The organism is Phytobacter sp. RSE-02 (assembly GCF_040578655.1).
Lineage (GTDB): Bacteria > Pseudomonadota > Gammaproteobacteria > Enterobacterales > Enterobacteriaceae > Phytobacter > Phytobacter diazotrophicus.
The window spans coordinates 201,422-226,483 of sequence record NZ_JBEULY010000005.1; the positions used below are offsets into that span (position 1 = coordinate 201,422).

Annotated in this window: 22 protein-coding genes; 12 read left to right on the plus strand and 10 right to left on the minus strand. The window is 51.9% G+C overall.

Features of this window, described 5'->3' with window-relative positions:
* Positions 1 to 97 precede the first annotated feature (97 nt).
* Together ABU190_RS13395 and ABU190_RS13400 are read left to right on the plus strand one after the other, a co-directional pair.
* Positions 98 to 463, plus strand: a complete 366-nt coding sequence (locus ABU190_RS13395) for a VOC family protein (RefSeq protein WP_354691575.1) — start codon at positions 98 to 100, stop codon at positions 461 to 463.
* A gap of 33 nt (positions 464 to 496) precedes the next feature.
* Positions 497 to 1,204, plus strand: coding sequence for a YafY family protein (locus tag ABU190_RS13400; protein ID WP_039080252.1), 708 nt, complete (start codon positions 497 to 499; stop codon positions 1,202 to 1,204).
* 65 nt (positions 1,205 to 1,269) lie between these two features.
* Here ABU190_RS13400 and ABU190_RS13405 read toward each other — a convergent pair whose 3' ends face one another.
* The 3 genes from ABU190_RS13405 to ABU190_RS13415 form a co-directional block, all read right to left on the minus strand.
* Positions 1,270 to 2,010 (minus strand): class I SAM-dependent methyltransferase, encoded by a 741-nt coding sequence (locus ABU190_RS13405; protein WP_354691576.1) that lies wholly within the window; start codon positions 2,008 to 2,010, stop codon positions 1,270 to 1,272.
* A 145-nt stretch (positions 2,011 to 2,155) separates the two neighbouring features.
* The gene (locus tag ABU190_RS13410) at positions 2,156 to 4,054 is read right to left on the minus strand and encodes a methyl-accepting chemotaxis protein (protein WP_354691577.1); all 1,899 of its coding nucleotides are present in this window, start codon (positions 4,052 to 4,054) and stop codon (positions 2,156 to 2,158) included.
* A gap of 806 nt (positions 4,055 to 4,860) precedes the next feature.
* Positions 4,861 to 5,808, minus strand: coding sequence for a bifunctional helix-turn-helix transcriptional regulator/GNAT family N-acetyltransferase (locus ABU190_RS13415; RefSeq protein ID WP_354691578.1), 948 nt, complete (start codon positions 5,806 to 5,808; stop codon positions 4,861 to 4,863).
* A gap of 299 nt (positions 5,809 to 6,107) precedes the next feature.
* Between ABU190_RS13415 and ABU190_RS13420 the strand changes: the two genes are divergently transcribed.
* Positions 6,108 to 6,866: a glutamine amidotransferase gene (locus ABU190_RS13420; RefSeq protein WP_354691665.1), complete on the plus strand. Its 759-nt coding sequence runs from the start codon at positions 6,108 to 6,110 to the stop codon at positions 6,864 to 6,866.
* A 36-nt stretch (positions 6,867 to 6,902) separates the two neighbouring features.
* Here ABU190_RS13420 and ABU190_RS13425 read toward each other — a convergent pair whose 3' ends face one another.
* From ABU190_RS13425 to ABU190_RS13435, 3 genes are all read right to left on the minus strand, one after another.
* Positions 6,903 to 7,895 carry a fimbrial protein gene (locus tag ABU190_RS13425; protein WP_354691579.1) on the minus strand — a complete coding sequence of 331 codons (993 nt, stop codon included), beginning with the start codon at positions 7,893 to 7,895 and terminating at the stop codon, positions 6,903 to 6,905.
* A 788-nt stretch (positions 7,896 to 8,683) separates the two neighbouring features.
* Positions 8,684 to 9,658 (minus strand): fimbrial protein, encoded by a 975-nt coding sequence (locus ABU190_RS13430; RefSeq protein WP_354691580.1) that lies wholly within the window; start codon positions 9,656 to 9,658, stop codon positions 8,684 to 8,686.
* A 381-nt stretch (positions 9,659 to 10,039) separates the two neighbouring features.
* Positions 10,040 to 10,939 carry a LysR family transcriptional regulator gene (locus ABU190_RS13435; protein ID WP_110295425.1) on the minus strand — a complete coding sequence of 300 codons (900 nt, stop codon included), beginning with the start codon at positions 10,937 to 10,939 and terminating at the stop codon, positions 10,040 to 10,042.
* A 144-nt stretch (positions 10,940 to 11,083) separates the two neighbouring features.
* On the opposite strand from ABU190_RS13435, the gene aguB reads away from it, so the two are divergent.
* A complete protein-coding gene (aguB, locus tag ABU190_RS13440) occupies positions 11,084 to 11,971 on the plus strand; it encodes an N-carbamoylputrescine amidase (RefSeq protein ID WP_354691581.1) in 888 nt (295 codons plus the stop codon).
* The gene (gene aguA, locus ABU190_RS13445) at positions 11,971 to 13,053 is read left to right on the plus strand and encodes an agmatine deiminase (RefSeq protein ID WP_107224335.1); all 1,083 of its coding nucleotides are present in this window, start codon (positions 11,971 to 11,973) and stop codon (positions 13,051 to 13,053) included. The genes aguB and aguA overlap by 1 nt, the downstream gene beginning before the upstream one ends.
* Positions 13,054 to 13,154: 101 nt before the next feature.
* Here the strand turns inward: aguA and ABU190_RS13450 are convergent, their stop codons facing one another.
* Entirely contained in the window at positions 13,155 to 13,559 is a 405-nt protein-coding gene (locus tag ABU190_RS13450) for a GNAT family N-acetyltransferase (RefSeq protein WP_354691582.1), read from the minus strand.
* A gap of 82 nt (positions 13,560 to 13,641) precedes the next feature.
* Positions 13,642 to 14,403, minus strand: coding sequence for a sulfite exporter TauE/SafE family protein (locus ABU190_RS13455; RefSeq protein ID WP_271849344.1), 762 nt, complete (start codon positions 14,401 to 14,403; stop codon positions 13,642 to 13,644).
* Between the two features lie 156 nt (positions 14,404 to 14,559).
* On the opposite strand from ABU190_RS13455, the gene ABU190_RS13460 reads away from it, so the two are divergent.
* Positions 14,560 to 15,465, plus strand: a complete 906-nt coding sequence (locus tag ABU190_RS13460) for a LysR substrate-binding domain-containing protein (RefSeq protein WP_354691583.1) — start codon at positions 14,560 to 14,562, stop codon at positions 15,463 to 15,465.
* A 252-nt stretch (positions 15,466 to 15,717) separates the two neighbouring features.
* Positions 15,718 to 17,367: an alpha,alpha-trehalase gene (locus tag ABU190_RS13465; RefSeq protein ID WP_354691666.1), complete on the plus strand. Its 1,650-nt coding sequence runs from the start codon at positions 15,718 to 15,720 to the stop codon at positions 17,365 to 17,367.
* Between the two features lie 13 nt (positions 17,368 to 17,380).
* Here ABU190_RS13465 and ABU190_RS13470 read toward each other — a convergent pair whose 3' ends face one another.
* The gene (locus ABU190_RS13470; protein WP_354691584.1) at positions 17,381 to 18,970 is read right to left on the minus strand and encodes an STY4199 family HEPN domain-containing protein; all 1,590 of its coding nucleotides are present in this window, start codon (positions 18,968 to 18,970) and stop codon (positions 17,381 to 17,383) included.
* A 152-nt stretch (positions 18,971 to 19,122) separates the two neighbouring features.
* On the opposite strand from ABU190_RS13470, the gene ABU190_RS13475 reads away from it, so the two are divergent.
* Together ABU190_RS13475 and ABU190_RS13480 are read left to right on the plus strand one after the other, a co-directional pair.
* The gene (locus ABU190_RS13475; protein WP_354691585.1) at positions 19,123 to 19,659 is read left to right on the plus strand and encodes a GNAT family protein; all 537 of its coding nucleotides are present in this window, start codon (positions 19,123 to 19,125) and stop codon (positions 19,657 to 19,659) included.
* Positions 19,660 to 19,726: 67 nt separating this feature from the next.
* The gene (locus tag ABU190_RS13480; protein ID WP_193794614.1) at positions 19,727 to 20,125 is read left to right on the plus strand and encodes a YdeI family stress tolerance OB fold protein; all 399 of its coding nucleotides are present in this window, start codon (positions 19,727 to 19,729) and stop codon (positions 20,123 to 20,125) included.
* Positions 20,126 to 20,219: 94 nt separating this feature from the next.
* On the opposite strand, the gene ABU190_RS13485 is transcribed toward ABU190_RS13480, so the two are convergent.
* On the minus strand, positions 20,220 to 20,978 hold the full coding sequence (locus tag ABU190_RS13485; protein WP_354691586.1) for an SDR family oxidoreductase: 759 nt from the start codon (positions 20,976 to 20,978) through the stop codon (positions 20,220 to 20,222).
* A 118-nt stretch (positions 20,979 to 21,096) separates the two neighbouring features.
* Here ABU190_RS13485 and ABU190_RS13490 point away from each other — a divergent pair, with 118 nt between their 5' ends.
* The 3 genes from ABU190_RS13490 (at position 21,097) to ABU190_RS13500 (ending at position 24,672) form a co-directional block, all read left to right on the plus strand.
* Positions 21,097 to 21,996: a LysR family transcriptional regulator gene (locus ABU190_RS13490; RefSeq protein ID WP_071195020.1), complete on the plus strand. Its 900-nt coding sequence runs from the start codon at positions 21,097 to 21,099 to the stop codon at positions 21,994 to 21,996.
* A gap of 53 nt (positions 21,997 to 22,049) precedes the next feature.
* On the plus strand, positions 22,050 to 23,093 hold the full coding sequence (gene yhjD, locus ABU190_RS13495; RefSeq protein ID WP_354691587.1) for an inner membrane protein YhjD: 1,044 nt from the start codon (positions 22,050 to 22,052) through the stop codon (positions 23,091 to 23,093).
* A 262-nt stretch (positions 23,094 to 23,355) separates the two neighbouring features.
* Positions 23,356 to 24,672 carry an MFS transporter gene (locus tag ABU190_RS13500; RefSeq protein WP_271849351.1) on the plus strand — a complete coding sequence of 439 codons (1,317 nt, stop codon included), beginning with the start codon at positions 23,356 to 23,358 and terminating at the stop codon, positions 24,670 to 24,672.
* Positions 24,673 to 25,062: the final 390 nt, after the last annotated feature.

The following is a 25,062-nucleotide window of genomic DNA, read 5'->3' on the forward strand; positions in this document are numbered from 1 at the left end:
CCGGGAATTTCTCTCCCCCGCCGATCACTCCTGACACTATGCTGTCAGGAGGGGGGTGCCATTATCTCGTTGTCGAAAACACAACGAGGGCAAGAAAATGAGCAACGTTATCAACTGGTTTGAGATTCCGGTTCAGGATCTGCAACGGGCAACCGCGTTTTATGAACATTGCATCGACGCGCAATTTCGTCAGGAGCATGTCGCCGGTATGTCGATGGCGGTCTTTCATTATCAGGAGCCTGCAATCGGCGGGGCGCTGGTAAAATCAGAGGCGTTACAACCTTCCGCAAATGGCACCGTGGTCTATCTCTACACCGCAGACATCGCCGCGTCCCTCAAAAAAGTAGCGGAAAGAGGCGGTACTTGCTGTTTCGGGCCAGAAATTTTACCGGATGATATTGGCACCATCGCACTTATCATTGACAGTGAAGGGAATAAAGTCGGGCTGCATCAACCAGCCTGACAACATTAACCGACCACTGACAGGAAATTTGCCATGAGCCGCCGTGCCGATCGTCTGTTCCAGATAGTCCAGATCCTGCGTACACGTCGTCGGGTCACGGCCGCTCTGCTGGCGGAGAGGCTGGAGGTGTCGGAGCGTACCGTCTATCGGGACATTCGCGATCTGTCGCTCTCCGGTGTGCCCATTCAGGGCGAGGCAGGGAGCGGCTATCGCCTGATGCCGGGGTTTGATATTCCCCCACTGATGTTCACCGGTATGGAAGTGGAAGCGCTGATTGCCGCGATTGGCATGCTGCAAACCTGGAGCGGCGACACACTGGCTAAAGCGGCGGGTTCGGCACAGGAAAAGCTGCTGGCGGTTCTGCCGACAGACCGGCGCATCCTGGCCGAACGAAACCGCATCCTGACCCCGGACTTTGGCAAGTACCCACAGACGCGGCGCTGGTTTGATGTCTTCCATCAGGCCATGCGCCAGCGCGATGAGGTCTGGATCCGTTATGAGAACGAGCAGGGTGAAGGTTCTGAGCGGGCGGTTCATCCCCTGGGCCTGTCGTTCTGGGGAGAAGTATGGGTACTGGTGGCCTGGTGCACGTTGCGTCAGGATTATCGCTGCTTCCGCCTCGATCGCTGCCAGGCTGTGACCTTAACCGGGAAACAGTTTGCCGAACGGCCCGACCGCTCCCTTGAGGATTTTATCCACCAGCAGAAGGCGAGAGCTAAGCGATACAGTGAAAAGCAGTAATAACAGTCGCACCGCCTGACATGACACTCTCAGTCCGCCATCTCCCGAATTCCCGCGCCGGAAAATTACCCTATTTTCCCGGCTCTGATGTTAATCGGCCATGTAAAGACCCGCGTTTGTACCGGGTCGCCCCAGAGAGCGCGTACGTCGTCGTAAAAGCGGGTTAACAGACCCTCCTGCCCGGCGTCATGCGCACGCTTCACCGCAGACCAGGTGGAGAGATAGCCCATCAAGGCGTCGAGATCCCACTGCAAACGAATCGACATTTCCGGGACGGGAATTTCCGTAAACGGGAAGGCGATGTCCGCATAACCGTTATCCACCAGTTGCCTTTCCGGGGGCCAGTAGGGGCCAATTTCGTCATAGTAGAACTGTCGAACGCGCGCCCGAAGGGTCTCGTCAGGGTTGAGCACGCCGTAGCTGATAATCGCAATCACCGCGTTCGGCGCCACAACCCGCCGGACTTCCCGGTAAAAGGCCGGTAAATCAAACCAGTGCGCCGCCTGGGCGACGGTAATCAGATTGATATCGCGTAGCGTCTGCGGAAGCTGTTCCGCCGGGCCTTGCAGATACGTAATGTGGGCATGAGGTGTCGCGTTGTCGATTTGCGTCTGGCTGGGATCAATCCCCGTCACCTTGTCGAAGGCTGAGGCAAGTAACGTGGTCAATTGGCCCGTACCGCAACCGACATCCAGCGCATGGTGATGTTCCGGCGTTATCGAAAGAAGGTAATCCAGCAAGACTGCGGGATATTCCGGGCGATAGCGGGCGTAATCGGCGCCGCCGCTTGCAAACCAGTTTAGCATGGGATGGTCCTCTGTTTAGTAAAAATACAGTAGTGCGAATGGCTTTTTGCGACAAGAGGAATACAAAGCGGGCATTGACGGAAAAGGTAAATGGTGGACGCCAGAGAGAAGAAAGCCGACTCCGCAGAGTCGGCTATGTTGTCTGTCAGAGCTTGAAGCTGCCGACGACGTTTTCGAGTTGTACGGTTTGTTCTTCCATCGACTGCGCAGCCGCCGCCACCTCTTCGACCAGCGCCGCATTCTGCTGCGTGGCGCTATCGAGCTGGTTAATGGCGATATTGATCTGGGCAATCCCGCGACTTTGTTCATCGCTGGAAGAGCTGATTTCTGAAATCAGCACGCCCACACCTTCCACTTTTTCCATCAGTCCGTCCATCGTCGTACCCGCCTGACGGACCAGCCCGCTGCCCTGCTCAATGCTGCTCACCGACTCTTCAATCAATTTCTTGATCTCCTGAGCCGAGCGGGCACTGCGCTGCGCCAGTGAACGAACTTCACCGGCTACCACGGCGAAACCACGCCCGTGCTCACCCGCCCTTGCCGCTTCGACCGCAGCGTTAAGCGCCAGAATGTTGGTCTGGAAGGCGATGCCGTCAATCACACTGATGATTTCCACCACTTTCGAGGAGGACTCATTGATGTTATTCATCGTGGAGACAACTTTGTTAACCACATTGGCCCCTTGTTTTGCCGCAACGGAGGCCTCTTCCGCCAGCTTGTTCGCCTGCAACGCGTTCTCTGCGTTCAGGCGCACGGTACTGGTCAACTCTTCCATTGATGCCGCCGTTTCCACAATCGAGGCCGATTGGTCTTCGGTGCGCGAGGAGAGGTTCAGGTTGCCGCTGGCAATCTGGCGCGAAGCCGAAGAGATCGCCATCGAGCTACTTCCTACCTGCTGCATCAGCTCATTAAGGAACGAAATGAACTTATTGAAGTTATTGATAATGGCGTTAAATTCCGGACTCTTACTTTGCGCAAGACGCTGCGTTAAATCCGCACCGCCGCTGGACAGCGCTTCAATATTACGATTGAGCAAGGTCACATTATGGAAAATATTGCGCACAATAATCATCATGATAAAGACGATAAGTATGCCAATAATCGCCTGTACGATGGTCAGCTTGGTCATAATAGCGTCAGACATGCTTACCAGATGGCTGCTCGGAATATCGACCGCCATAAACCACGGGCTGCCGCTGATTGGCAGAACGAACAGAGAATGCGCCCCATCTTCACCGTCATAGCTGCCACGCACTTCCGTTGTTTTACCCTGGCCTAAAAGACTAACTAACGGTGCCGCCGCCGGAATCCCCAGATCGCGAACGTTTGACAGCGCCGGTTTATCCTGCACGGAGGAACCGTTACCGACGATTTTGCCGTCCGCCTCAACAATCAGTACGCTGCCGTTTACCGCTTTACCCATGTCGACAGCAAGCTGGTTAAAGAAGCCCAGCGTCACATCGATGGTCGCCACACCCCAGGCTTTACCGTCTTTCCAGATTGCCATTGCACAGTTAGTACGCGGCTGCGGGCTGGCCGCGTCCTGATAGGCTTTCGCCCACGCACACTCGCCTTTTGGCGCATTCATACCGTCTTTATACCAGGGCTGTTCCCAGTATTTTGCCGACTCTGGTTGGTTCCAGACGGTGTTGACCTGCAAATTGCCGCCCCCGTCGCGGGCATAGAAGGTACTGAATTTATCCCGCGCCGGATCACGCTGACCAGGCAGAGGCCAAATCCCGCCGCCGAAGACGTTTAAATCGCCGTATTGGTTTACCAGGCGCGGCAGTAATTCGTCAATTTGCTCGCTTTGCAGCCCAACAACCAGTTCAGTGATGGAGCGTTGCTGCGCCTTAACGCGGTTCATCTGCTCTTTTATCGCGTTACTTTGTAATTCAACCGTCGCCTGAATATTTTTGGTCTCCGTTTCGATAATCTGCGGAGAAACGAATAGCTTGATAACAATATAGGTAACTATCAATAAGATAACGAAAAAGCTTATAAGCAACAGGCCTATTCGGCCCTGGGTATTTTTCCAAGTCATAATGGCAGCACTCGATCTGGTTGAATTAGGGGTTATAACGACATTTATTTGAAATTCTTTAATCTAAATTGCGCGACGGTTTCATATAAAAACGCATTCCATATAACAAAATGACGTTTTGAAAAAAACGCTCTGCCGTTCACATTTTTTAAGTGCCATGCCTTGTTTCTATAAAAGATAATATCGTCGTAATAAATCATTCCCATAGATGAACATACTTCGATGATATCAATATCATTTTCATCAATATGCGAACATTCTCATGAAACAGAATGGTACGGACAGCAATATGCTCGTTCGTACGTTTTTTAACCAGGCGGAGGTGTCATCACTCTCGCACCGCAAAACCAGGTCTCAGTGGGGTTCAGGCAGGGATAGACGCAACCACATGTCGTTTAGTCGCATACTTTTAAAGGACTTTTGGGTGAGATTTTTTCGCTGCCTGCCGGTCAAAGGATTCCGGTACCGTTTTAAATACCGGGGTATAGTTATCATCCTGGCAAACCAGATATAAAAGCATTTTAATCTCTGTGAGTAACCTTATATTTCCTCAGGCAATATACTTAAATTAAATATGTGCAATGCTATCCGAAACGAATACCATTCCCATTCAGCCATTCGCCTGTAAAAAAATAACAACATCAAGCCAATATTTTCAGGTCGTTAGATTAAATATTTCCAGGTGAAGCATCGCCGGTCAGCAATTCACAGAATAGTTGCCGGGTTGATAACGCGTACAAAATAAACGGCTGTTTATCGGGATGGGAAATTTTTGATTCACTCACAATACTGGTGCTACACGAGTCTCATACGCCCTTGCGCGTAAATTGCTGTTCCAGCATCTCACTGCCCCACTGCTCCCCATGCCACTCTTTTGTCAGCCGGAAACCAAAGGATTCGTAGAGTCGCCGCGCCGCATCAAGCCCGCTAAAAGTCCACAGTTGCACAGCCGCGAAGTTCTGGCTTTCGCAGAAATTCATCGCCTCAGTTAGCAACCGACGCCCCACGCCGCCGCCACGGCAATCGTCGTCCAGGATAAACCAGCGAAGATGCGCCTCGTTGTTGCCGAGATCCTGCCCATCAATCGCGAGCGATCCCACAATCCGTCCATGATGAATGGCAAGCCAGATACGATTGCACGCAACATCCAGACGCCCGGCGAAGTCAGCCAGCCCGGCCGCCACTTTGCTTTCAAAAAAGTACCCGAAGTCATAATGGCGGGAGTAGTAGCTGGCATGCATTTCGCTGATTCGGCCAATCATGCCGGGGCGATAGCCAGCAACAATCTCAATCTCACCTTGTTGCAACGGCGCTTCACCGTTCCGGCAGGCCGCCAGCGCATACGCATACGCTGAAAGGCCCTCGGCAACCGCGTGCTGCCGGGAAGAGGTGAGATGCGCCAGCGCCTCGACCACCCGCATGCTGGCGTACTGGTTGATGCGAGCGACGCTCTCTTTTCCCTGCGCGGTCAGTTGCAGCTCTTTAAAACGCGCATCATCTCTGGACGGAACTTCCTGAATTTCACCTGCGCGGACGAGCTTACCGAGCATACGACTTACGCTGGATTTCTCCAGCCCCAGCATCTGTACCAGTTGCGCGGCGGTCATAGCCCCCTGATTTTCAATTTCTAACAGGGTATGCACCGCTGAAGGGGAATAGTCTGTGGCGGCAAGGGTGGCATTCATAAACCCTAGCTCACGGACCATAAGACGGGAGGCAACACGGATTTCGTTAATCAGACTGGCGTTTTGCATGCTTATAGCCCTTCGCATTAATAGTTGTATAATACAACCATCTAAGGGCATAGCTGTCAATATGAACTGACGTACTCTCCCCCGCGAGCGTAAAAAAGCTAAAAATAGCCAAAAAAAGCATAAGCCTTGCTGTGTTTGTTTTTTCACCACTAAAACAAACAAATAGCCCCGGTACGGGCCTGCAAAGCGCTCTGCTTGCCGCTTCGCCTTTACAATCCTGTTCCCGCTAATCCCTTCACAGGCCGCACTTTTCGGCGCATAGTTGAACAAATGTTCAGCAGAGGAAGAGAGTGGTTGTAATGACAGACCGTCCGTTAATTATCCTGCAAGTAGGTTTTCCTTCCGAGTCTATTCGTGAAGTCCACGGCGATATTCCCTCCTGGTTCTGTCGTGCCATCCAGCACCCTCTTGAGAAAACAGAAGTGATCCGCGTGTTTGAAGGCGAAGCGCTTCCACCGCCGGATGCCAACCGTGTGGCCGTGATTACCGGTTCATGGGCGATGGTGACGGATCGTCTCTCCTGGAGTGAAGCCGCTGCCGGGTGGATACGCGAAGCCATGTCGATTGGAATGTCGCTGTTTGGCGTCTGCTACGGCCACCAGTTGATGGCGCATGCATTGGGCGGCGAAGTGGAGTGGCACCCGCAGGGGCGTGAGGTCGGCAGCCAGGCGATTCAACTTCATCCGCATGCCAGTAATGATGTGCTGCTGAGCACCTTGCCGCGTGAATTTCCCGCGCATCTGACCCATATGCAGACCGTTTCTCGCCTGCCGGAAGGGGCACTGGCGCTCGCGTCATCCGTTCATGACCAGCATCAGATTGTGCGCTACGGGCCCAACGCCATGTCGACGCAATTCCACCCGGAGTTCACCCCGGAGATCGCCGCTGACATGATTCGCCAGCGCGAAACCGTGCTTACCGAAGAAGGTTTTGACCCGCTGGCACTGCTGTCCGGCGTGCTGCCCTCGCCGGAAGCCACAGAATTATTGCGCCGCTTTGTACATCAGGCGTTTAACCGTGCGGCACCGCAGCATGAAGTGCTGGCGCAGAGTGCATAACAGTAAAGAGGCATCGAACGATGCCTCTTTACTATTTTACTCGTAGGTAATAACAAACTCACTTTTAGCCCTTACCGTTCCGGGATAGATACTCCCATTCTTGGTAAAATAATGGGCTTTAAATTTTAGATTCGTATTTTCGGAAGGCCACCATTTTACTAATACTTCTTTTCCTATTTCGAGAGGCGTATCATCAAACGTTATCTGAATGCCAACATTTTCGTTTCCCGAATTCATATTCTTGAGCACATCATTGCTACCCACGCCGGGCATTTTATCACCATTAAAGGTAATATTCGCTTTAGAGACATTATTTATGCAATCTATATTAATTGAAAATTCTTTGTATGCTCCCTGATAACGCCAAAGTGACCTCATTAAATCACTACGCCTTACCTCCGGTAGCGTCACAGTACTATCATACGTTTTGACATCACAGGTAGGAACGAGGGGCACAATATCTCCATTGAAGACATAGTGAAGATTCCCCATAGTAATGCCCGTTGGCACCAGACCCGTATAATGCCTCATAGTAATTGAGGCTATATTTGTTCCCTGTGGGATAGGGTCATAGGGAGCTTTACTGTTTCTTAATAACCTGACTGAAATGGGTACTGTTGGATAGTCGACATATTGCACTGTGGGCCCTGGAAAAAGCTTGCAATCGCCATCAACCCAGACACACACATCCTTAGCAGCATTTCCTTCGATCCATCCTGAATTATTAATATTTACCTGTAATGTAAACCCCCGAATGGCTAATTGAGGATTAAAATTGACCCACCAAACTCTAACGCTGTCCTTCATTGCTTCAGTTGGTCTACCTGTCGCTTTCAAGGAAGCAGTAGGGCTCGCTGGAGACGTGATATTTCCGAGCGTTTTCGGAAATGTTGAAGCGTTCATATATACCGTGGTTTCCGTATTCGTCCACGTAAAATCCGTCCATTCCTCTGCACCGGCATACTGACTGATTGAACCAATGAAAAGGCCGGATATGAGATAACGTATTAAGCTATTTCTTTTAATCACTCTCCCTCCTTGAAATCATAAATAAAACAAGAAAAACGCTTCCTTTTCTAACACTCTCTTTATTCATTGATAAGTTAAATGGCAACGCTGGTTATGCATAATTATAATAATTAAGTTAACCTAAGTCATTCACTACAATTATATAAAACAAAAAAACACAGAGAATATTATTTAGGCAATCTACGTAGAAACTCCTGATCTGTCAACAATCCACCGTCATTCGAAGATAAAATAAGAATATGCGCACATAATTTATAAATACTAAGGATAAAAATAACACGCTCTAACATTTATACGGCGAATGTTTAAAAAAAACAGATAAAGTTAATATGGGTAAATTTTTTTTAGATTTATGACCCATCCGCTTTAATTTCTTAATCAACCACTTCAAAGCCGACTGGTAATCAAATAAACGATAAGCTAACAGGATGAAGTCATAAGACGGCACGTCCTCGGGTAATGCCATAATTCGTAGTGGCATCATCGCGACGAGATCTTTCGCTATCCGATACGGCAGACAGATCAGATAAGCCACAGCCGCGCAGCACTGTCGTGAGCGGGCGATAAAGGTGCGGCACCAACAGCCAGCTATCAATATGGTCCGCGCCAGAGCTTACCGCGGGAGATGGATTGGTAATTCGGTGACCAGGTGTTTGAGGAGCAGGTATCCAGGGAGTTCGGTATGTTACAGTGCAGTAATCGCTACGAATCGCGCGGCGCCACAGCAGGAAGTGCTGGCGCAGAGTGCATAACAATAAAGAGGCATCGAACGATGCCTCTTTACTATTTTACTCGTAAGTAAGGACAAACTCAGTTTTAGCCTTTACCGTTCCGGGAGAGATACTCCCACCCTTAGTAAAATAATAGGCTTTAAATTTGATCGGGGTATTACCGGAAGGCCACCATTTGACTAACACTTCTTTGCCAATGACAAGAGGCGTGTTATCAAACAAGATCTGAACGCCAACATTTTCATTTCCCGAATTCATATTCTTGAGAACATCATTGCTACCCACGCCGGGCATTTTATCGCCATTAAAGGTAATATTCGCTTTAGCAACATTATTTTTGCAGTCTATATTAATAGTAAATTCCTTGTTTGCTCCCTGATAACGCCAAATTGATCTCATCAGATCACTACGCCTTACCTCCGGTAGCGTCACAGAAGTATCATACGTTTTGACATCACAGGTTGGGACAATGGGGACAATATCACCATTAAATCGATAAATCAGATTAACCATTGACCCGCCAGACGTTGCTGTGGCTGAATAATGTCGCAGAGTTATAGTTGCAATTTCTGTCCAGATGGGAATTGCCTCATAGGCTGCAGTACTATTTCTTAATAATCTTACCGAAATAGGCAGAGTTGGATAGTTTTTATATTCAACGGTTCCCCCCAATACTTTACAACTCCCATCAATCCAGACGCATTTTTGCGCCGCATCATTAGCATTAATCCAACCGGTGTTATTAATATTAACCTGTAAGGTAAAACCACGATTGGCTAAATCGGGGTTAAAGTTTGCCCACCAAACCTTGACACTGTCCTTCGAAACGGAGTCTGGCCAACCAGTTACATTAATAGATGCGGCAGGGCTGGCAGCTGATGTTATATTTCCAAGTGTTTTGGGAAAACTTGCAGCATCCATATAAACGGTGGTTTCAGTTTTATCCCAATAGAGTGCAAATGCCTGATTACTCACTAAACCCAAAAGCAAGCTTAATATTAGCAAGCATTTCAACTTTATCCTTTTAATCATTACAATTCCTCCATGCCCCTGATCAGTAAAAAGTTAGTTCCATTCTTACTTCCCCCTCGAATCCAACACTGCTTTCCTGGATAAACGCTAAATAATGGAAATCACACATATAACCATTACAAATATTCAGAACGAACTTATATGTAATATCTTTCAATCATAAGAACCAAACCAGATAGAATATCTATGATATTATTTTTACAGACTATGGAGATATGCCTGAGCGGTCAAGCGCCACATCCTTTCGCGCAGAAAAACAAGAATATATTTACTAACTTAAAGCATATAGCTTCAACGTGAGAAGTTAAAAGCAACCATCATATTATTTATATATTTGATGTTTGCATTGATTATAATAGATATCAATGATGTAAAGCGTTATTAAAATGCGTCGCTTACCGTTCTCATTTCCTCAATCAACCACTGTAATGCCGACTGATAATCAAATAAACGATGCGTTAACAGGATTAAGTCATAAGACGGCGCTCCCTCGGGTAATGCCATAATCCGTAACGGCATCATCGCGGCAAGCTCCTTCGCAATGCGATACGGCACACACATCAGATAACCCGACGCCACCGCCACTCGGCCGCCTACCGCGTAACTCTGCACCACCGTCGTGAGAGGGCGATAAAGGTGCTGCGTCAGTAGCCAGCTATCAATATGGTCCGCGCCGGAGCTTACTGCCGGAAGGTGGATTTGCGCTTCCGTGACCAGGTGTTTGAGGGTCAGTTGTTCTGGCAGATCACTACGCTCCAGCGAGGCAATCGCCACATAATGGTCGGAAATCAGCGGGTGTTTATTAAAATACTGAGGAATGTATTGCAGGTTATCCACGCCGATAAAGGCATCCAATTGCCCGCGCTCCACCCGTTCAAACTTAATGGTTTCGGAGAGAATATCGACGGACAGACGGACATTCGGCGCAGTGTGTTTAAATTTCGCCGTCAGGGCGGGCATGTACATAAATTCGAAGTAATCCACCGCGCCAATATAAAAGGTGTGCGGATCTTTGGCCGGGTTGAAATTGCCTTTCCCCCGCGTGGCCGCCTCCAGTTTGCTCAGGGCATTTTCAATCACCGGGATCATCGACGCCGCATAAGGCGTCGGTTCCATACCATTGCGGGTACGGACAAACATCTCATCATTAAGCTGCTCGCGCAGGCGATTGAGCGCATGGCTGAATGCCGATTGCGTAATATTGGCTTTGCGCGCGGCCCGCGTGACGTTTTTTTCTTTAGCCAGAATCGGCACCAGGCGCAGCAAATTCAGATCCATCATGACTATGCACCTTGTTCATTATTTCATGCAAATAATACATTTTATGCATAACGCCGGGGATTGCTATAGTCATTGCAACGTAAAGTAAGCACGCCTGGTGTTTATAAACTGCACACTTCAACATCTGCTTTTATGGAGACGCTCATGAGAAATGTAACGGTTGCCGCTACTCAAATGGCCTGCACCTGGGAACTGGAAAAAAACGTTGCCAACGCTGAGCGTCTGGTACGTGACGCGCACAGCCAAGGCGCGCAGGTTATCCTGATTCAGGAGCTGTTCGCTGCTCCCTATTTCTGTATCGATCAGAGCCCGGAACACTATGCGCTGGCGCAAGAAGTGGCCACCAGCCCGCTGATCAAACATTTCTCTGCCCTGGCAAAAGAGCTGGAAGTTGTGCTGCCGTTAAGTCTGTTCGAAAAACACAACAACGCGTACTACAACTCGCTGGTGATGATCGATGCCGATGGCACCGTGATGGAAACCTACCGTAAAACGCATATTCCGAACGGCCCGGCTTATCAGGAAAAACAGTTCTTCATCCCAGGCGACACCGGCTTCAAAGTGTGGAATACCCGCTACGCGAAAATCGGCGTGGGCATCTGTTGGGATCAATGGTTCCCGGAAACCGCACGCTGCCTGGCACTGAACGGCGCGGAAATCATTTTCTACCCGACTGCGATTGGTTCTGAACCCGCTTACCCGGACATCGACAGCCAGCCGCACTGGACGCGTGTTCAGCAGGGCCACGCGGCGGCAAACCTGGTGCCGGTTATCGCCTCTAACCGCATCGGTACCGAAGCGAGCAAGTACATCGAAGGTCTGGAAATGACCTTCTACGGTTCATCGTTCATCGCCGATCAGACCGGTGAACTGGTCGCGCAGGCCAACAAAACTGACGAAGCCGTGCTAGTGCACACCTTCGACCTGGACGCGATTGCCGCACAGCGCGCATCGTGGGGCCTGTTCCGCGACCGTCGTCCGAACATGTACGGCACCATCGCCACCTCTGACGGCAGCGAAAGGAGCAAATAATGTCCGCGCTGACAACTCCACGTCAGGATGGCTTCGCCATGCCTGCAGAATGGGCACCGCATCAGGCAGTGTGGATGTGCTGGCCTTATCGTACTGACAACTGGCGCGCCAACGGTGCGCCAGCGCAAAAGGCGTTCGCCGCCGTGGCTGAGGCTATTTCCCGCAGGACGCCTGTCATTATGGCAGTGCCGCGTGCCGAAATGGAAAAAGCACGCAGCACCATGCCAGCCAGCGTGACGCTGGTTGAGATGGAAAGCGACGATGCCTGGATGCGCGACACCGGCCCAACCGTGGTGCGTAACCCGGCGGGAGAGATTCGCGCCGTAAGCTGGACGTTTAACGCGTGGGGCGGTCTACTCGGCGGCCTCTATGAAAGCTGGGATAAAGACCAGCAAGTGGCAGGCCAGGTGGCGCAGTATCACCAGATGCCGTGCTACAACACCGACCTGATTCTGGAAGGCGGCTCCATTCATGTGGATGGTGAAGGTACGCTGATGACTACCGCAGAGTGTCTGCTCAACCCGAACCGCAACCCGCACCTGTCGCAGGCGGAGATTGAGCAGCAGTTGCGTGAGTATCTGGGCGTTGAGACCTTTATCTGGCTGCCAGAAGGGGTATTTAACGACGAGACCGACGGTCACATCGATAACATGTGCTGTTTTGTCCGCCCCGGCGAAGTGGCGTTGCACTGGACCGATGACGAGAACGATCCGCAGTACGCCCGTTCCGTTGCGGCACTCAACGTCCTGGAAAACACCACGGATGCGCGTGGTCGCAAGCTGAAAGTCTGGAAAGTGCCATCACCGCAGCCGCTGTATGCCAGCGCAGAAGAGACCTGTGACGTTGAGAAAGGGACGGCGATTGAGCGCACCGAAGGTAATCGCCTGGCGGGCTCTTACGTGAATTATCTGGTCAGCAACGACCATATTATTTACCCGCTGCTGGACCCGGCCACCGATGCGCAGGCCGAAGTGCTGTTCCGTCAGATGTTCCCGGATTTCCTGATTACCGGCATCCCGGCACGTGAGATTCTGCTCGGCGGTGGCAATATTCACTGCATTACGCAGCAGATCCCGCGTTAATTCCGCAGACCCTCACCCCAGCCCTCTCCCTAAAAGGGAGAGGGTGAAAAGCCAGCCCGCAGCCCGCATGATCGATCCCCTCTCCCTGCTCGATCGGTCCCTTACCCCCGCACCATCCGCACGTACTCCACCCCTTTTTTGAAGAAGTGTTCGCCTTCGGGACGGAAACCGAACCTGTTGTAGAAATTGACGGCCCCGATACGCGCATCAAGACACACGTCATGTACGCCGGCTGCCGCCATCTTTTCCAGTACAGATTGCAACAAAAAGCCGCCAAAGCCCTGCCCCTGATACGCTTCCAGCGTGGCGAACTTACGAATCTGGCAAACCGAGGCATCCAGCATAAAGACCGACAGGCAGCTCACCAGTTTACCGTTATGTAGTACGCCAAAATGCAGCGCATCATCGTCACCTTCCACCTGTGATGCATCGCGGGGAAGGTGCGGCCATAAAACCGGATGGCGGATATCAAGGCAGTTGTCGAGGGTCGTCGTCACGAATTCCATTATCGTCTCACGCAAATATGGCGAAAACACAGACGATAACATGCCACGATATCAGCCGATCATTCGATAACCTGATGTACCGTTAATGCAGCGTCTCCCATAACAGCTTTATCAACAGCGTTGCGGCAAGAATCAGAAAAAGACGGCGAATCCACAGGTTTCCGCCGCGCAGGGCAACACGCACGCCCACCAGCGAACCACAAATAGCGGAAATCCCTAACGGTATTGCAATATCGTAATGAATAAGCCCATTAGGAATTAAAAAGAACAGCGTGGAAAAATTGGTGCCGAAATTCACCACCTTTGCGCAGGCCGTTGCCCGTAAAAAATCAAAATGGAAAAAACGAATAAATAAAAAGAGTAGAAAACTGCCGGTACCCGGACCGATAAAACCGTCATAAAAGCCAATCGCAAAACCTAACAGTATCCCCTTCGCCAAATCACCTCGGGTGGGTTCCCGGCTGGTATCACTATGACCAAACTGCGGTTTAAACCAGGTGTACGCCAGCATGATCGCCAGCACCACAATCACTATCGGACGCATCCAGTCTGATGGCATAAAATCCAGTAATCTTATGCCCGTGTACGCGCCGATAACCGCACTTATTGCGGTCGGCAAAATCAATGACCATGGTAATCGCAGGCGCGCGGTGAATTGCTTGATAGACATCAGGTGCCCCATCACGGAGGAGCACTTGTCGATTCCCATTATTTCGGCAGGTGTGAACTGCGGCAGGGTAGAATAAAACGTCGGCATAGTAATCAACCCGCCCCCGCCCACCGCCGCATTGATAATTCCGGCAATAAACGCCACGGGTATTAATACCAATAACTCACTGCTCATCTGTTTTCCCTGGTATCAGCGCACAGCCCGCACGCGCGGTGCAGCCTTAAAAGAGTGGAATAGCGTTTTATTTATAATCTGACGGCTATGGTAAGGTTGCGATTTATACCTGTCCAATATATAAATCTACATGTATTTATATAGCTGGAAATATAAATGGAATTCCGTCACCTTCGCTATTTCCTGGCCGTGGCTGAGGAGCTGCACTTTACCCGCGCGGCAGAAAAGCTCAACATTGGCCAGCCGCCATTATCACAGCAAATTCAGGCGCTTGAAGAAGAGCTGGGCGTTCTGTTATTCAATCGCACCCGGCGCAAAGTCGCGTTGACAGAAGCGGGCGAGCATTTCGTGATTAAAGCCAGAGAGATGCTGCGACTCAGCAGCGACCTTCCCGCCGAGCTACAGGCCATCGCGCAGGGTAAAAGCGGCGAGTTACGCATTGGCTTTACCACCACCGGGCTGCTGGTCGATGAACTCAGCGCGCCGCTAAAAGCTTTCCGCCGTCACTACCCCGAGGTTCGGGTCACGCTCAGCGAGATGTACTCACAACAGCAATTCACCGCTCTGCTCAATGAGGATATCGACGTGGGATACATTCGCGTCACGCCAGGGACCACCCGCGATGGCCTGAATATCCGGGTACTCAGGCGCGACCAGCTCTGCGTCGTGCTGCCCGATGATCACCCCAAAGCCGCCTGTGAAACCCTGACCATTGTCGATGTGAAAGATGAGCCTTTCATCTTTTATCCCGACACGGCCGGCGCATCCGTGCCGGATAAAGTCAGGCGCATGTGCCAGAAATCGGGCTTCACTCCCTATGTCGTCCAAGAGGCGGCGGAAGTATTGACGCATATTGGACTTGTCGGCGCAGGCGTGGGGGTTTCCGTCTTACCCAGGCCCATTGATCAGCTCAAGCCGAAGGGGGTGAAATTTATCCCGCTTGCCGAAGATGACGCAGAGTTATGCATGGCGATCGTGACCCGAGAGAGTGAAAATAACCCGCGAACGCTAAATTTTTTGCGGTTACTGACTGGCGTGAATGCGGGAAAGTTACCAGGCTAAAGGAATTGCCCTGAATATTCATAACCTGTTGCATTTTGAATGTTCTGAATTCTGTCGTTTCGCTTTCGGAGGAGCGGCAATTAAGCGATTGAAATTATAAAAATTAATTGATTTCGCTCTTTTTCCACCCGCACCTAAACGTGATCTAGCGCACGCTTTGCGCCCCAAAGATCGAAGCGAATGTCTAAGCTTATAGATATGCCGGGAAACACCCGTAATCTCTTACGACGACCTCCGGAGGCCAGTATTATTATGTTCAACCAGAAACTTCACAGCGCTGAATCCGTAGAATTTGGGATCGCACAAGAACCCCGCTACGAAATCGATCCCTGCGAGTTAAAACTGGCTGAAATGATCGACGCGGAGCCGGAACCGGAAATGATCGAGGGGCTACCTGCTTCGGACGCCCTGACCCCATCCGATCGTTATCTTGAACTGTTTGAACACGTGCAGTCATCGCGTATTTTTGCCGATAGCAAAACATTCCCGGACTGTGCGCCGAAAATGGATCCGCTCGATATTTTAATTCGCTATCGCAAAATTAAGCGCAAACCCGATTTTGACCTGCGGCTGTTTGTTCAGGCGCACTTCTGGATGCCGGAAACCTATGGCAGTGAATATGTTTCCGACCCGGAAAACTCCCTCAAAGAGCATATCGACCAGCTCTGGCCAGTGCTGACGCGTGAACCACAGGACCATATTCCGTGGTCATCACTGCTCGCTCTGCCACAGGCCTATATCGTCCCCGGTGGACGATTTAGCGAAACCTACTATTGGGACTCCTACTTCACCATGCTGGGGCTGGCGGAAAGTGGTCGCCACGACATGCTGAAATGTATGGCGGACAACTTCGCGTGGATGATTGAACGCTACGGGCATATTCCGAACGGTAATCGCACCTACTATCTCAGCCGTTCGCAGCCGCCGGTGTTCGCCCTGATGGTCGAACTGTTTGAAGAGGATGGCGTGCGCGGCGCGCGGCGCTACCTGGACCATCTGCTTATGGAGTATGACTTCTGGATGGATGGCGCGGAGTCGCTGCTGCCGAACCAGGCCTATCGCCACGCGGTACGTATGCCTGACGGCTCCCTGCTCAACCGTTACTGGGACGACAGGGACACGCCGCGTGATGAATCCTGGCTGGAGGATGTGGAAACCGCGAAGCACTCCTCTCGCCCGGCTAACGAGGTCTACCGGGATCTCCGTGCGGGTGCGGCTTCCGGCTGGGACTATTCGTCGCGCTGGTTGCGAGATGCCAATCGCCTGGCGAGTATTCGCACCACCCAGTTCATCCCTATCGACCTGAACGCCTTCCTGTTCAAACTGGAAAGCGCTATAGCCAATATTGCCGGCTTAAAAGGTGAACGGGAGCAGGAGGCGGAATTCCGTCTTAAAGCCAGCGACAGACGCGCGGCGGTCAATCGCTTCTTGTGGGATGAGGAAAAAGGCTGTTATCGCGACTATGACTGGCGTCGTGGCGAAATGGCGCTCTTTTCCGCTGCCAGCCTGGTCCCGCTGTATGTCGGCATGGCTACGCATGAGCAGGCAGATAAACTGGCTGAGGCCACGCGCACGCGCCTGATGACGCCTGGCGGTATTCTGGCGACGGAGTATGAAACCGGTGAGCAGTGGGATAAACCCAACGGCTGGGCGCCCTTACAATGGATGGCGATTCAGGGCTTCAAACTGTACGGCAACGACGCGCTGGGTGACGAGATTGCCCATAACTGGCTGCGCACCGTTAACCATTTCTACCAGCGCCACCACAAGCTTATCGAGAAATACCATATCGCCAGCAGCACGCCGCGCGAAGGGGGTGGGGGTGAATATCCGCTCCAGGATGGCTTTGGCTGGACAAACGGTGTGGTTCGTCGCCTCATCGGGTTATACGGGGAGCCGTAGCTCCCCCGTTTATTCAGTCGATAGCATCATAAATTGCCGACTGAATATCTGCCCATTTCTTCGTGTTATCGTCAGGCGCAGCCTCATAACGCAGCTTCGCCTGTTCCATTTCATAACGCTGACGTCTCACGACGGGTTCCGATGTACAGAACGCCTGCAGGTAATTCTTACGCAGCGATGTCAGTTTCGTGCCGGAAGCCATCTCATGCCCCATGTTTTCGATAAACCGGCGGCATGGACGGCTTTCTTCCATCTGTAGCCGATAACGCAGCAACATCTCCAGCACATCCGTGTAATCGTTCGCCATCGCCTGCTCGGTCCACGACAGTTTCCAGCTCATGCCCGTACGTAGAAACAACGACACGACGCGGGTATCGTTGCGGTCGATTGCGGAACGGAAGTTACTCTCATCGCGGGGGATCCCCATTTTGGTCAACTCTTCTTTGGGCGTCGCTTTTTCCTTATCCTGAGAGATAGGCACCGTAATCCGCCCCTGCCCTGACACCGGTACCGATACTGATGAGTCGCTAAACAACCAGAATGCTCCCGCCACGATGACCAGCACCGCAACGCCGACTGCGCCCCACAGTGCTTTGGAAAGCATCTGTTCACGCTCCTCGCGGGTACGCGCGGCGCGTTTTTCCGGCCTTTCAATTCCATCGCGAATTTGCATAGCATCACCTCCCGCCGCCCGATCTTTCTTGCGCGCCTGTTCCCAGAATGTATCTAAATCATCTTCCGCCTCTCGCAGCAAGCTTGCGGGATTAACCTGTATGCGCCCGTCTTCCCATGCCCGTTGCACTGGCCCGGCAATCTGCGGGTAATAGTTCTCCAGTAGCATCAACTGGTTCGAGGTTAACGGTTGCCCCGCGACTACAGCGCTGCGTATTTGCCGAATATCGTCCAGAAAGGTTTGCAGTGTTTTGCGCGGCTCGAGAAACAGACTCAATACCGGTGAATCGTTAAAAAGCCGGGCATAATGCTGACTAAATTCTTTTTTATCAATTAATAACAGCGCCAGTTCGCTAAATAACATACCACTGAGTACATCGTTGCGATCGCCGACTTTCAACCAGCGACGAACACAATCGGCGCCAAATCGCGTTTTCAGGTGATTGCTAAGCCGCAACGCATCCGGCCAGGCATTAGTCACCAGCGATTTGAGCATCAACTCCAGCGCGCGTAACTGTTTTAACCCCTGCTGCTGCCCTTCTTTGTCTGCATTGAGGGTTGTCGCATAGGTCAGTAACGGTTGCTTCGCCCGCAGATGTTCCAGCGTGCGCACGAAACGCAGCGCGACAATGAGCTGGTTCTCCGTAACGTTCTGCCCCTTTTCATAATACGGCACCAGTTGTTGCAAATGGCGTAGCTGTAAGGTGAATTGGGTTAATTCCGCATCATTAAGCCTTAACCGTTTTGCGACAGCGCCCCATCCGCCAAGGCTCAGACGTGCGATATCGAGTTGTTCAAGAAACCAGCGAGGGTCCTTCCCTTCGTCAAAATGCACATTAAGCAGCATTAATATTTCTTTTGATGCCTGACGAATAATTCCTGTGCATTGCTCGAATTGTTCCCCCAGGTTCTGCGAGGATATTTGGGTCATTCTTTTCCTTTAAGTACAACCAGTGAAATAATTAACTGGAAAAAAGAAACGTTAATTTTTTCTTTATTTATGAATACTTAAAACATAGACCAGTTAATGATTATTATCAGTGATAGCGGTTTTAACACGAAAAAAACAATGGGGCTATTTTTATGCCGACACTGGTCACGCCACGGCTCATTTGCACGCCGATAACACCGCAAGACTGGTCTTTTTTCCTCGCATTGCAGCAGGATCAGCAGGTCATGCGTTATGTTGCAGAAGACCGCCCGCAGGAAGCCATCCGCGAGGCGTTTGAATCCCGCTTGCCCGCCTGGTCTCCCGGTTGTGAACACTGGCTATGTCTTGTGGTGCGCGACAGCGCCACGCAAACCCCGCTTGGGGTGACGGGCTATCGCCATCACGAAGCAGACTGCGCCGAAGTCGGATTTCTCTTTGCCCCCCAGGCGCAGGGAAAAGGTTATGGGCTGGAGTCATTACAGGCGGTCTGCCGCTATGCCTTCACCGAAGGGGGCATTCGTCGCCTTGTCGCGACTGTAACGGCAGGAAACGACGCCTCTAAACGTTTACTGGAAAAGGCAGGATTTGTGCAGGAAGGTGAACTGCGCGAAGCCTTCTGGCTGGCGGGCCGCTGGCATAACGACTGGCTGTTTGGCCTGCTGCACCATGAATACCGTGAAAGCAGATAATTCACCTGTCATCTTCCTCTCTCTGTGCCAGGCTTAGGCAGTGTTTTGGCAATAAAGAGGAGTGCATATGAAGAAGATTCTGCTGATAACAAGTTTTACAGCATTATTCTCCATGGCGGCATTCGCGCAGGATGCACCAGGGTTAAAGACGGACAAAGCGCCGCCACCGCCGCATAAAATGGAAGATGGCTATCGCGGTATGGAAGATGCCCGTAGCATGACAATTAAACAGGCGAAAGCCATGCATGACGGCGCTTCCGTTTCGCTCAAAGGGAACCTTGTGAAGAAAACAGGGGAAGATCTCTACCAGTTCCGCGACAAAACCGGGCAAATTGACGTGTATATACCCATGGCCGTTTTCGATGGCAAAAATGTCTCCCCGGACGAACTGGTGGGCATTAGCGGGTCGTTAGACGCTAAACAGAAACCGGCCCGAATCAAAGTCACTCACTTTCAGAAGCAATAAGTCTCACCGCCCGGTGGCATAACGCCGCCGGGCAGCGGAGGATTCATAAGCCAGACGCAAGTTGACCCATAAATCACGCTAAACAATCTTCCTGCTACAGGAACATCCCGCCAGAGACTTCCACGCGTTGAGCATTCATCCACGCCAGATCGTCGCTCAGCAGAGCCGCCATCGCGCCGCCAATATCATCCGGCTTACCGACGCGCCCCAGCGCCGTTTGCCCGGCAATATGTTTATTAATTTGCGGGTTATCACGGACTTCACCGCCGCGGAAATCGGTCTCAATCGCGCCAGGGGCAATGATATTGACGGAAATCCCGCGCGGGCCCAGCTCTTTAGCCTGATAGCGGGTCAGCACTTCCATTGCCCCTTTCATCGCGCCATAGGTCGCGTATCCTGGCAGCGCAAAGCGCGCCAGCCCGCTTGAGACATTGAGGATGCGTCCGCCATCTGCCAGCAAGGGCAACAGACGCTGTGTCAGGAAGAACGGCCCTTTAAAATGAATGTTCATTAATTCATCAAATTGCGCTTCACTGGCCTCAGCAAAGGGAACCGCGATGCCGACACCGGCATTGTTTAATAAATAATCAAACGTATCCCGATTCCAGACGTTTTTTAACTGATGCTGTACGTCCAGGGCGAAAGTCCCGAAGCTTGCGACATCGCCGACATTCAACCGCAAAGCCACCGCTTTCACGCCTTTTCTCTCAATTTCCGCCACAACTTCATCAGCCGCCTGCTGATTGCTGTTGTAGGTCAGGATGACGGCGGTTCCGCGTTCTGCCAGCTTCAGCGCTGCGTTTTTCCCCAGTCCACGGCTGCCGCCCGTTACTAATGCGATACGTTGTGTCATAAGAAACCTCGTTTTGTTTGGTATTGACTGTGGAAAAAGCTTATTAGCTGGTGGTAAAACAATAAAGACGCTGAATTACGCTTCACTGTTTCATTTACAACAACAATGGATGCGTTCGATGGATAAAATTTATGCAATGCAATTGTTCATCCGCGTGGCAGAACTGGAGAGTTTTTCCCGCGCGGCAGACTCTTTAGGCCTCCCTAAAGGCAGCGTATCGCGGCAGGTCCAGGCGCTGGAAAATCACCTCGGTACGCAGTTGCTGCATCGCACAACGCGACGGGTGCAGCTCACCCAGGACGGGATGGTCTATTACGAGCGGGCGAAAGATTTGCTCGCCAATATGGACGAACTTGACGGGCTTTTTCTGCACGATCCGTCGAGCATCAGTGGGCGGTTGCGAGTTGATATGCCCGTGGCCGTGGCGAAAAACCTGGTGATTCCACGGCTACCGGCGTTTTTGCAGCAATATCCCGGTATTGAACTGGAACTCAGCAGCAGCGACCGGCTGGTGGATATTATTCGCGAGGGGTTTGACTGCGTGGTTCGCGTCGGCACGCTGAAAGATTCCGGCCTGATTGCCCGCCCGCTGGGTAAGCTTTCCATTATCAATTGCGCCAGCCCCGACTACCTGGCGCGTTTCGGCTACCCGGAAAGTCTGGACGATCTCTCTTCGCATGCGGTTGTGCATTATGCCCTCAACCTCGGCGCGCGTCCGCAAGGCTTTGAAGTCTGCCTCGATAAGCAGACCACGTGGGTGAAAACCGGCGGCATTTTGACAGTCAACAGTACCGAGACCTATCACGCCGCCTGCCTCGCAGGGCTTGGCATTATCCAGGTGCCGCGCGTCGGCGTGCGGGAAGCGCTGCGCGCAGGAAAGCTGGTGGAGATCCTGCCGCAATATCGTGCAGAACCTATGCCGGTATCACTTATTTATCCCCATCGGCGTAATCTGTCGCGTCGCGTGCATCTGTTCATGGAATGGCTGGCCGGGGTGATGAAAGATTACGTTGATTAGACGCAGTCTATAATTTTATTCACTGCGAGTTAAAAAGAAGGAAAATTGCCCTGATGACGCCGGAAAACAGCGAAAAACGTCCGACCCAGGATCTGGATTACGAGCCAGTCAGAAAAATGGATACATCGGGAACATCAACGAAAGACACCCCTCCCAACGCCGATGACAACAAAGCGTCCTCACCGCTGGAAACGGTCACCCAAGTGGCGAAAAAAGTGCAGCGCCGTCCAATGGTTGCGCACCTGATCCGCGCCACTGAGCGCTTCAATGATCGTATGGGGAACCAGTTTGGCGCGGCCATCACCTATTTCTCATTTTTGTCGATGATCCCCATCCTGATGGTCTCCTTTGCCGCTGCCGGGTTTGTGCTGGCCTCACACCCCACGCTATTGCAGGACATTTTCACGAAGATCCTGACCAACGTTAGCGACCCGACGCTGGCGACAACCCTGAAAAGCACCATCAATACCGCCGTGCAGCAGCGTACCACGGTGGGGATTGTCGGACTGGCGATTGCGCTCTACTCCGGCGTTAACTGGATGGGCAATCTGCGCGAGGCGATACGCGCCCAGTCGCGGGATGTCTGGGAGCGTAACCCACAGGACCAGGAAAAAATCTGGGTGAAGTATTTCCGTGATTTTATTTCGCTGATTGGCCTGCTGGTGGCGCTGATTGTTACGCTTTCCATCACCTCGATTGCCGGTTCGGCGCAGCAGATGATTATCTCCGCCCTCTATCTTGATAATATTGAGTGGCTAAAACCTGCATGGCGACTGATTGGTCTGGCGATCTCTATATTCGCCAACTACTTGTTGTTCTTCTGGATTTTCTGGCGGCTACCGCGTCACCGTCCCCGGAAAAAGGCATTGATTCGCGGTACGTTTATCGCGGCGATCGGCTTTGAGGTGATCAAGATTGTGATGACCTACATGCTGCCCTCGCTGGTTCAATCTCCTTCTGGCGCCGCCTTTGGTTCTGTACTGGGCTTGATGGCGTTCTTCTACTTCTTTGCCCGGCTGACGCTGTTTTGCGCCGCATGGATTGCCACTGCGCATTACAAAGACGACCCACGGATGCCAGGCAAAACACACCGCTAAATGCCTAACTGGGCTGAATATTTCAGCCCAATTCATCATTTCAGCATTAATATCCAAGCCGTAACTTTTATTTAACCTAAAACCAGTTTTAAATTCTATTATTGAAATTATGTGAAGCATTTCATAGAAGCGAAATCGCAGGTCTGAAAATTATCCGCTTTTTGCCTGGTTTTTGTACGTTTCCCCACTTTGTTACAGATTGAAATGTCGCTTTTGCTGTGGCTAATATGGTCGTTCGTTCGCCAAAAAATAAGAAAATTTTATGCAAGCCACAGCCACAACTTTAGACAACGAGCAGGAAATCACGCCGGTAAACTCACGCAGTAAAGTCGTTATCGCTTCACTGATTGGCACCGCTATCGAGTTCTTCGATTTCTATATCTATGCCACTGCGGCGGTTATCGTTTTCCCGCATATCTTCTTCCCGCAGGGTGACCCGACCGCCGCAACGTTGCAGTCGCTCGCCACCTTTGCGATTGCTTTCGTCGCGCGTCCAATTGGTTCCGCCGTGTTTGGTCACTTCGGCGACCGCGTAGGGCGTAAAGTCACCCTGGTGGCGTCGTTGCTGACGATGGGGATCTCCACCGTATTAATTGGCCTGCTGCCAGGCTATGAAACCATCGGCGTGATGGCTCCGCTGCTGCTGGCGCTGGCACGTTTTGGCCAGGGTCTGGGGCTGGGTGGTGAATGGGGCGGCGCGGCGCTTCTGGCGACTGAAAACGCACCGCCACGCAAACGCGCGTTGTATGGCTCTTTCCCACAACTGGGCGCGCCGATTGGTTTCTTCTTTGCGAACGGCACCTTCCTGCTGCTCTCCTGGTTACTGACCGACGAGCAGTTTATGAGCTGGGGCTGGCGCGTACCCTTTATCTTCTCCGCCGTGCTGGTGTTGATTGGCCTGTATGTTCGCGTGTCTCTGCATGAAACGCCGGTATTTGCGAAAATCGCCGCCGCGAAGAAACAGGTGAAAATCCCGCTTGGCACCCTGCTGACCAAACATGTCCGTGTGACCGTGCTGGGCACCTTCATCATGTTGGCCACCTACACGCTGTTTTACATCATGACCGTCTATTCCATGACGTTCAGCACCTCGCCTGGCGGGCTGGGTATGCCGCGAAACGAAGTGCTGTGGATGCTGATGATGGCGGTCATTGGTTTTGGTGTGATGGTGCCGGTTGCCGGGCTGCTGGCCGATAAATATGGCCGTCGCAAAAGCATGATCGCCATTACAACACTGATCATTCTGTTTGCGCTGTTCGTCTTCCCACCGCTGTTAGGCTCCGGCAACCCGGCGCTGGTAATGGCTTACCTGCTGATCGGTCTTAGCCTGATGGGGCTGACTTTTGGCCCGATGGGTGCGCTGCTGCCGGAGCTGTTCCCGACCGAAGTACGCTACACCGGTGCATCGTTCTCGTATAACGTGTCCTCGATTCTGGGGGCGTCCGTTGCGCCTTATATCGCCACCTGGCTGCAGGCGAACTACGGTCTGATGTATGTGGGGATTTATCTGGCGGCGATGGCAGCCCTGACGCTGACCGCGCTGTTGTTGACTCACGAGACCAAACACCAGTCGCTGTAATGGTCATTACGTCTTTCCCGGATGCGGCGTCAACGCCTTATCCGGGCTACCGCCCCGTCATCTGATGCTCACTCGTACCTTATCCGGGCGACGATGTTACAACGGTATGGTAAAACCTGGCACTCCGCCGACATTCACTCGATCGGTCCCCTCTCCCTTTGAGCTGAGGAATCCCCACAAAAAATGCGAGCACGATCGGTCCCCTCTCCTCTTTGGGGAGAGGGTTAGGGTGAGGGGGAAGATGCGGCTCTGATGGTCATTCCGTTCACCTTATGTCCCTTGCTTTTCTGTCGCGACAGAACTCGTGAACGTGCCAGGGTGGCTCACCGCCACCACCCTGGCGACCCGGGCTCCCGGCCAGGAAAATCGCCGCTGGCGCGGTCCATGATG

Bases quoted from the DNA above. Each gene is read 5' to 3' on its own strand.
- ABU190_RS13395 (WP_354691575.1), top strand. From the start codon at position 98: ATGAGCAACGTTATCAACTGGTTTGAGATTCCGGTTCAGGATCTGCAA.
- ABU190_RS13400 (WP_039080252.1), top strand. From the start codon at position 497: ATGAGCCGCCGTGCCGATCGTCTGTTCCAGATAGTCCAGATCCTGCGT.
- ABU190_RS13405 (WP_354691576.1), bottom strand. From the start codon at position 2,010: ATGCTAAACTGGTTTGCAAGCGGCGGCGCCGATTACGCCCGCTATCGC.
- ABU190_RS13410 (WP_354691577.1), bottom strand. From the start codon at position 4,054: ATGACTTGGAAAAATACCCAGGGCCGAATAGGCCTGTTGCTTATAAGC.
- ABU190_RS13415 (WP_354691578.1), bottom strand. From the start codon at position 5,808: ATGCAAAACGCCAGTCTGATTAACGAAATCCGTGTTGCCTCCCGTCTT.
- ABU190_RS13420 (WP_354691665.1), top strand. From the start codon at position 6,108: ATGACAGACCGTCCGTTAATTATCCTGCAAGTAGGTTTTCCTTCCGAG.
- ABU190_RS13430 (WP_354691580.1), bottom strand. From the start codon at position 9,658: ATGATTAAAAGGATAAAGTTGAAATGCTTGCTAATATTAAGCTTGCTT.
- ABU190_RS13435 (WP_110295425.1), bottom strand. From the start codon at position 10,939: ATGATGGATCTGAATTTGCTGCGCCTGGTGCCGATTCTGGCTAAAGAA.
- aguB (WP_354691581.1), top strand. From the start codon at position 11,084: ATGAGAAATGTAACGGTTGCCGCTACTCAAATGGCCTGCACCTGGGAA.
- aguA (WP_107224335.1), top strand. From the start codon at position 11,971: ATGTCCGCGCTGACAACTCCACGTCAGGATGGCTTCGCCATGCCTGCA.
- ABU190_RS13450 (WP_354691582.1), bottom strand. From the start codon at position 13,559: ATGGAATTCGTGACGACGACCCTCGACAACTGCCTTGATATCCGCCAT.
- ABU190_RS13455 (WP_271849344.1), bottom strand. From the start codon at position 14,403: ATGAGCAGTGAGTTATTGGTATTAATACCCGTGGCGTTTATTGCCGGA.
- ABU190_RS13460 (WP_354691583.1), top strand. From the start codon at position 14,560: ATGGAATTCCGTCACCTTCGCTATTTCCTGGCCGTGGCTGAGGAGCTG.
- ABU190_RS13465 (WP_354691666.1), top strand. From the start codon at position 15,718: ATGTTCAACCAGAAACTTCACAGCGCTGAATCCGTAGAATTTGGGATC.
- ABU190_RS13470 (WP_354691584.1), bottom strand. From the start codon at position 18,970: ATGACCCAAATATCCTCGCAGAACCTGGGGGAACAATTCGAGCAATGC.
- ABU190_RS13475 (WP_354691585.1), top strand. From the start codon at position 19,123: ATGCCGACACTGGTCACGCCACGGCTCATTTGCACGCCGATAACACCG.
- ABU190_RS13480 (WP_193794614.1), top strand. From the start codon at position 19,727: ATGAAGAAGATTCTGCTGATAACAAGTTTTACAGCATTATTCTCCATG.
- ABU190_RS13485 (WP_354691586.1), bottom strand. From the start codon at position 20,978: ATGACACAACGTATCGCATTAGTAACGGGCGGCAGCCGTGGACTGGGG.
- ABU190_RS13490 (WP_071195020.1), top strand. From the start codon at position 21,097: ATGGATAAAATTTATGCAATGCAATTGTTCATCCGCGTGGCAGAACTG.
- yhjD (WP_354691587.1), top strand. From the start codon at position 22,050: ATGACGCCGGAAAACAGCGAAAAACGTCCGACCCAGGATCTGGATTAC.
- ABU190_RS13500 (WP_271849351.1), top strand. From the start codon at position 23,356: ATGCAAGCCACAGCCACAACTTTAGACAACGAGCAGGAAATCACGCCG.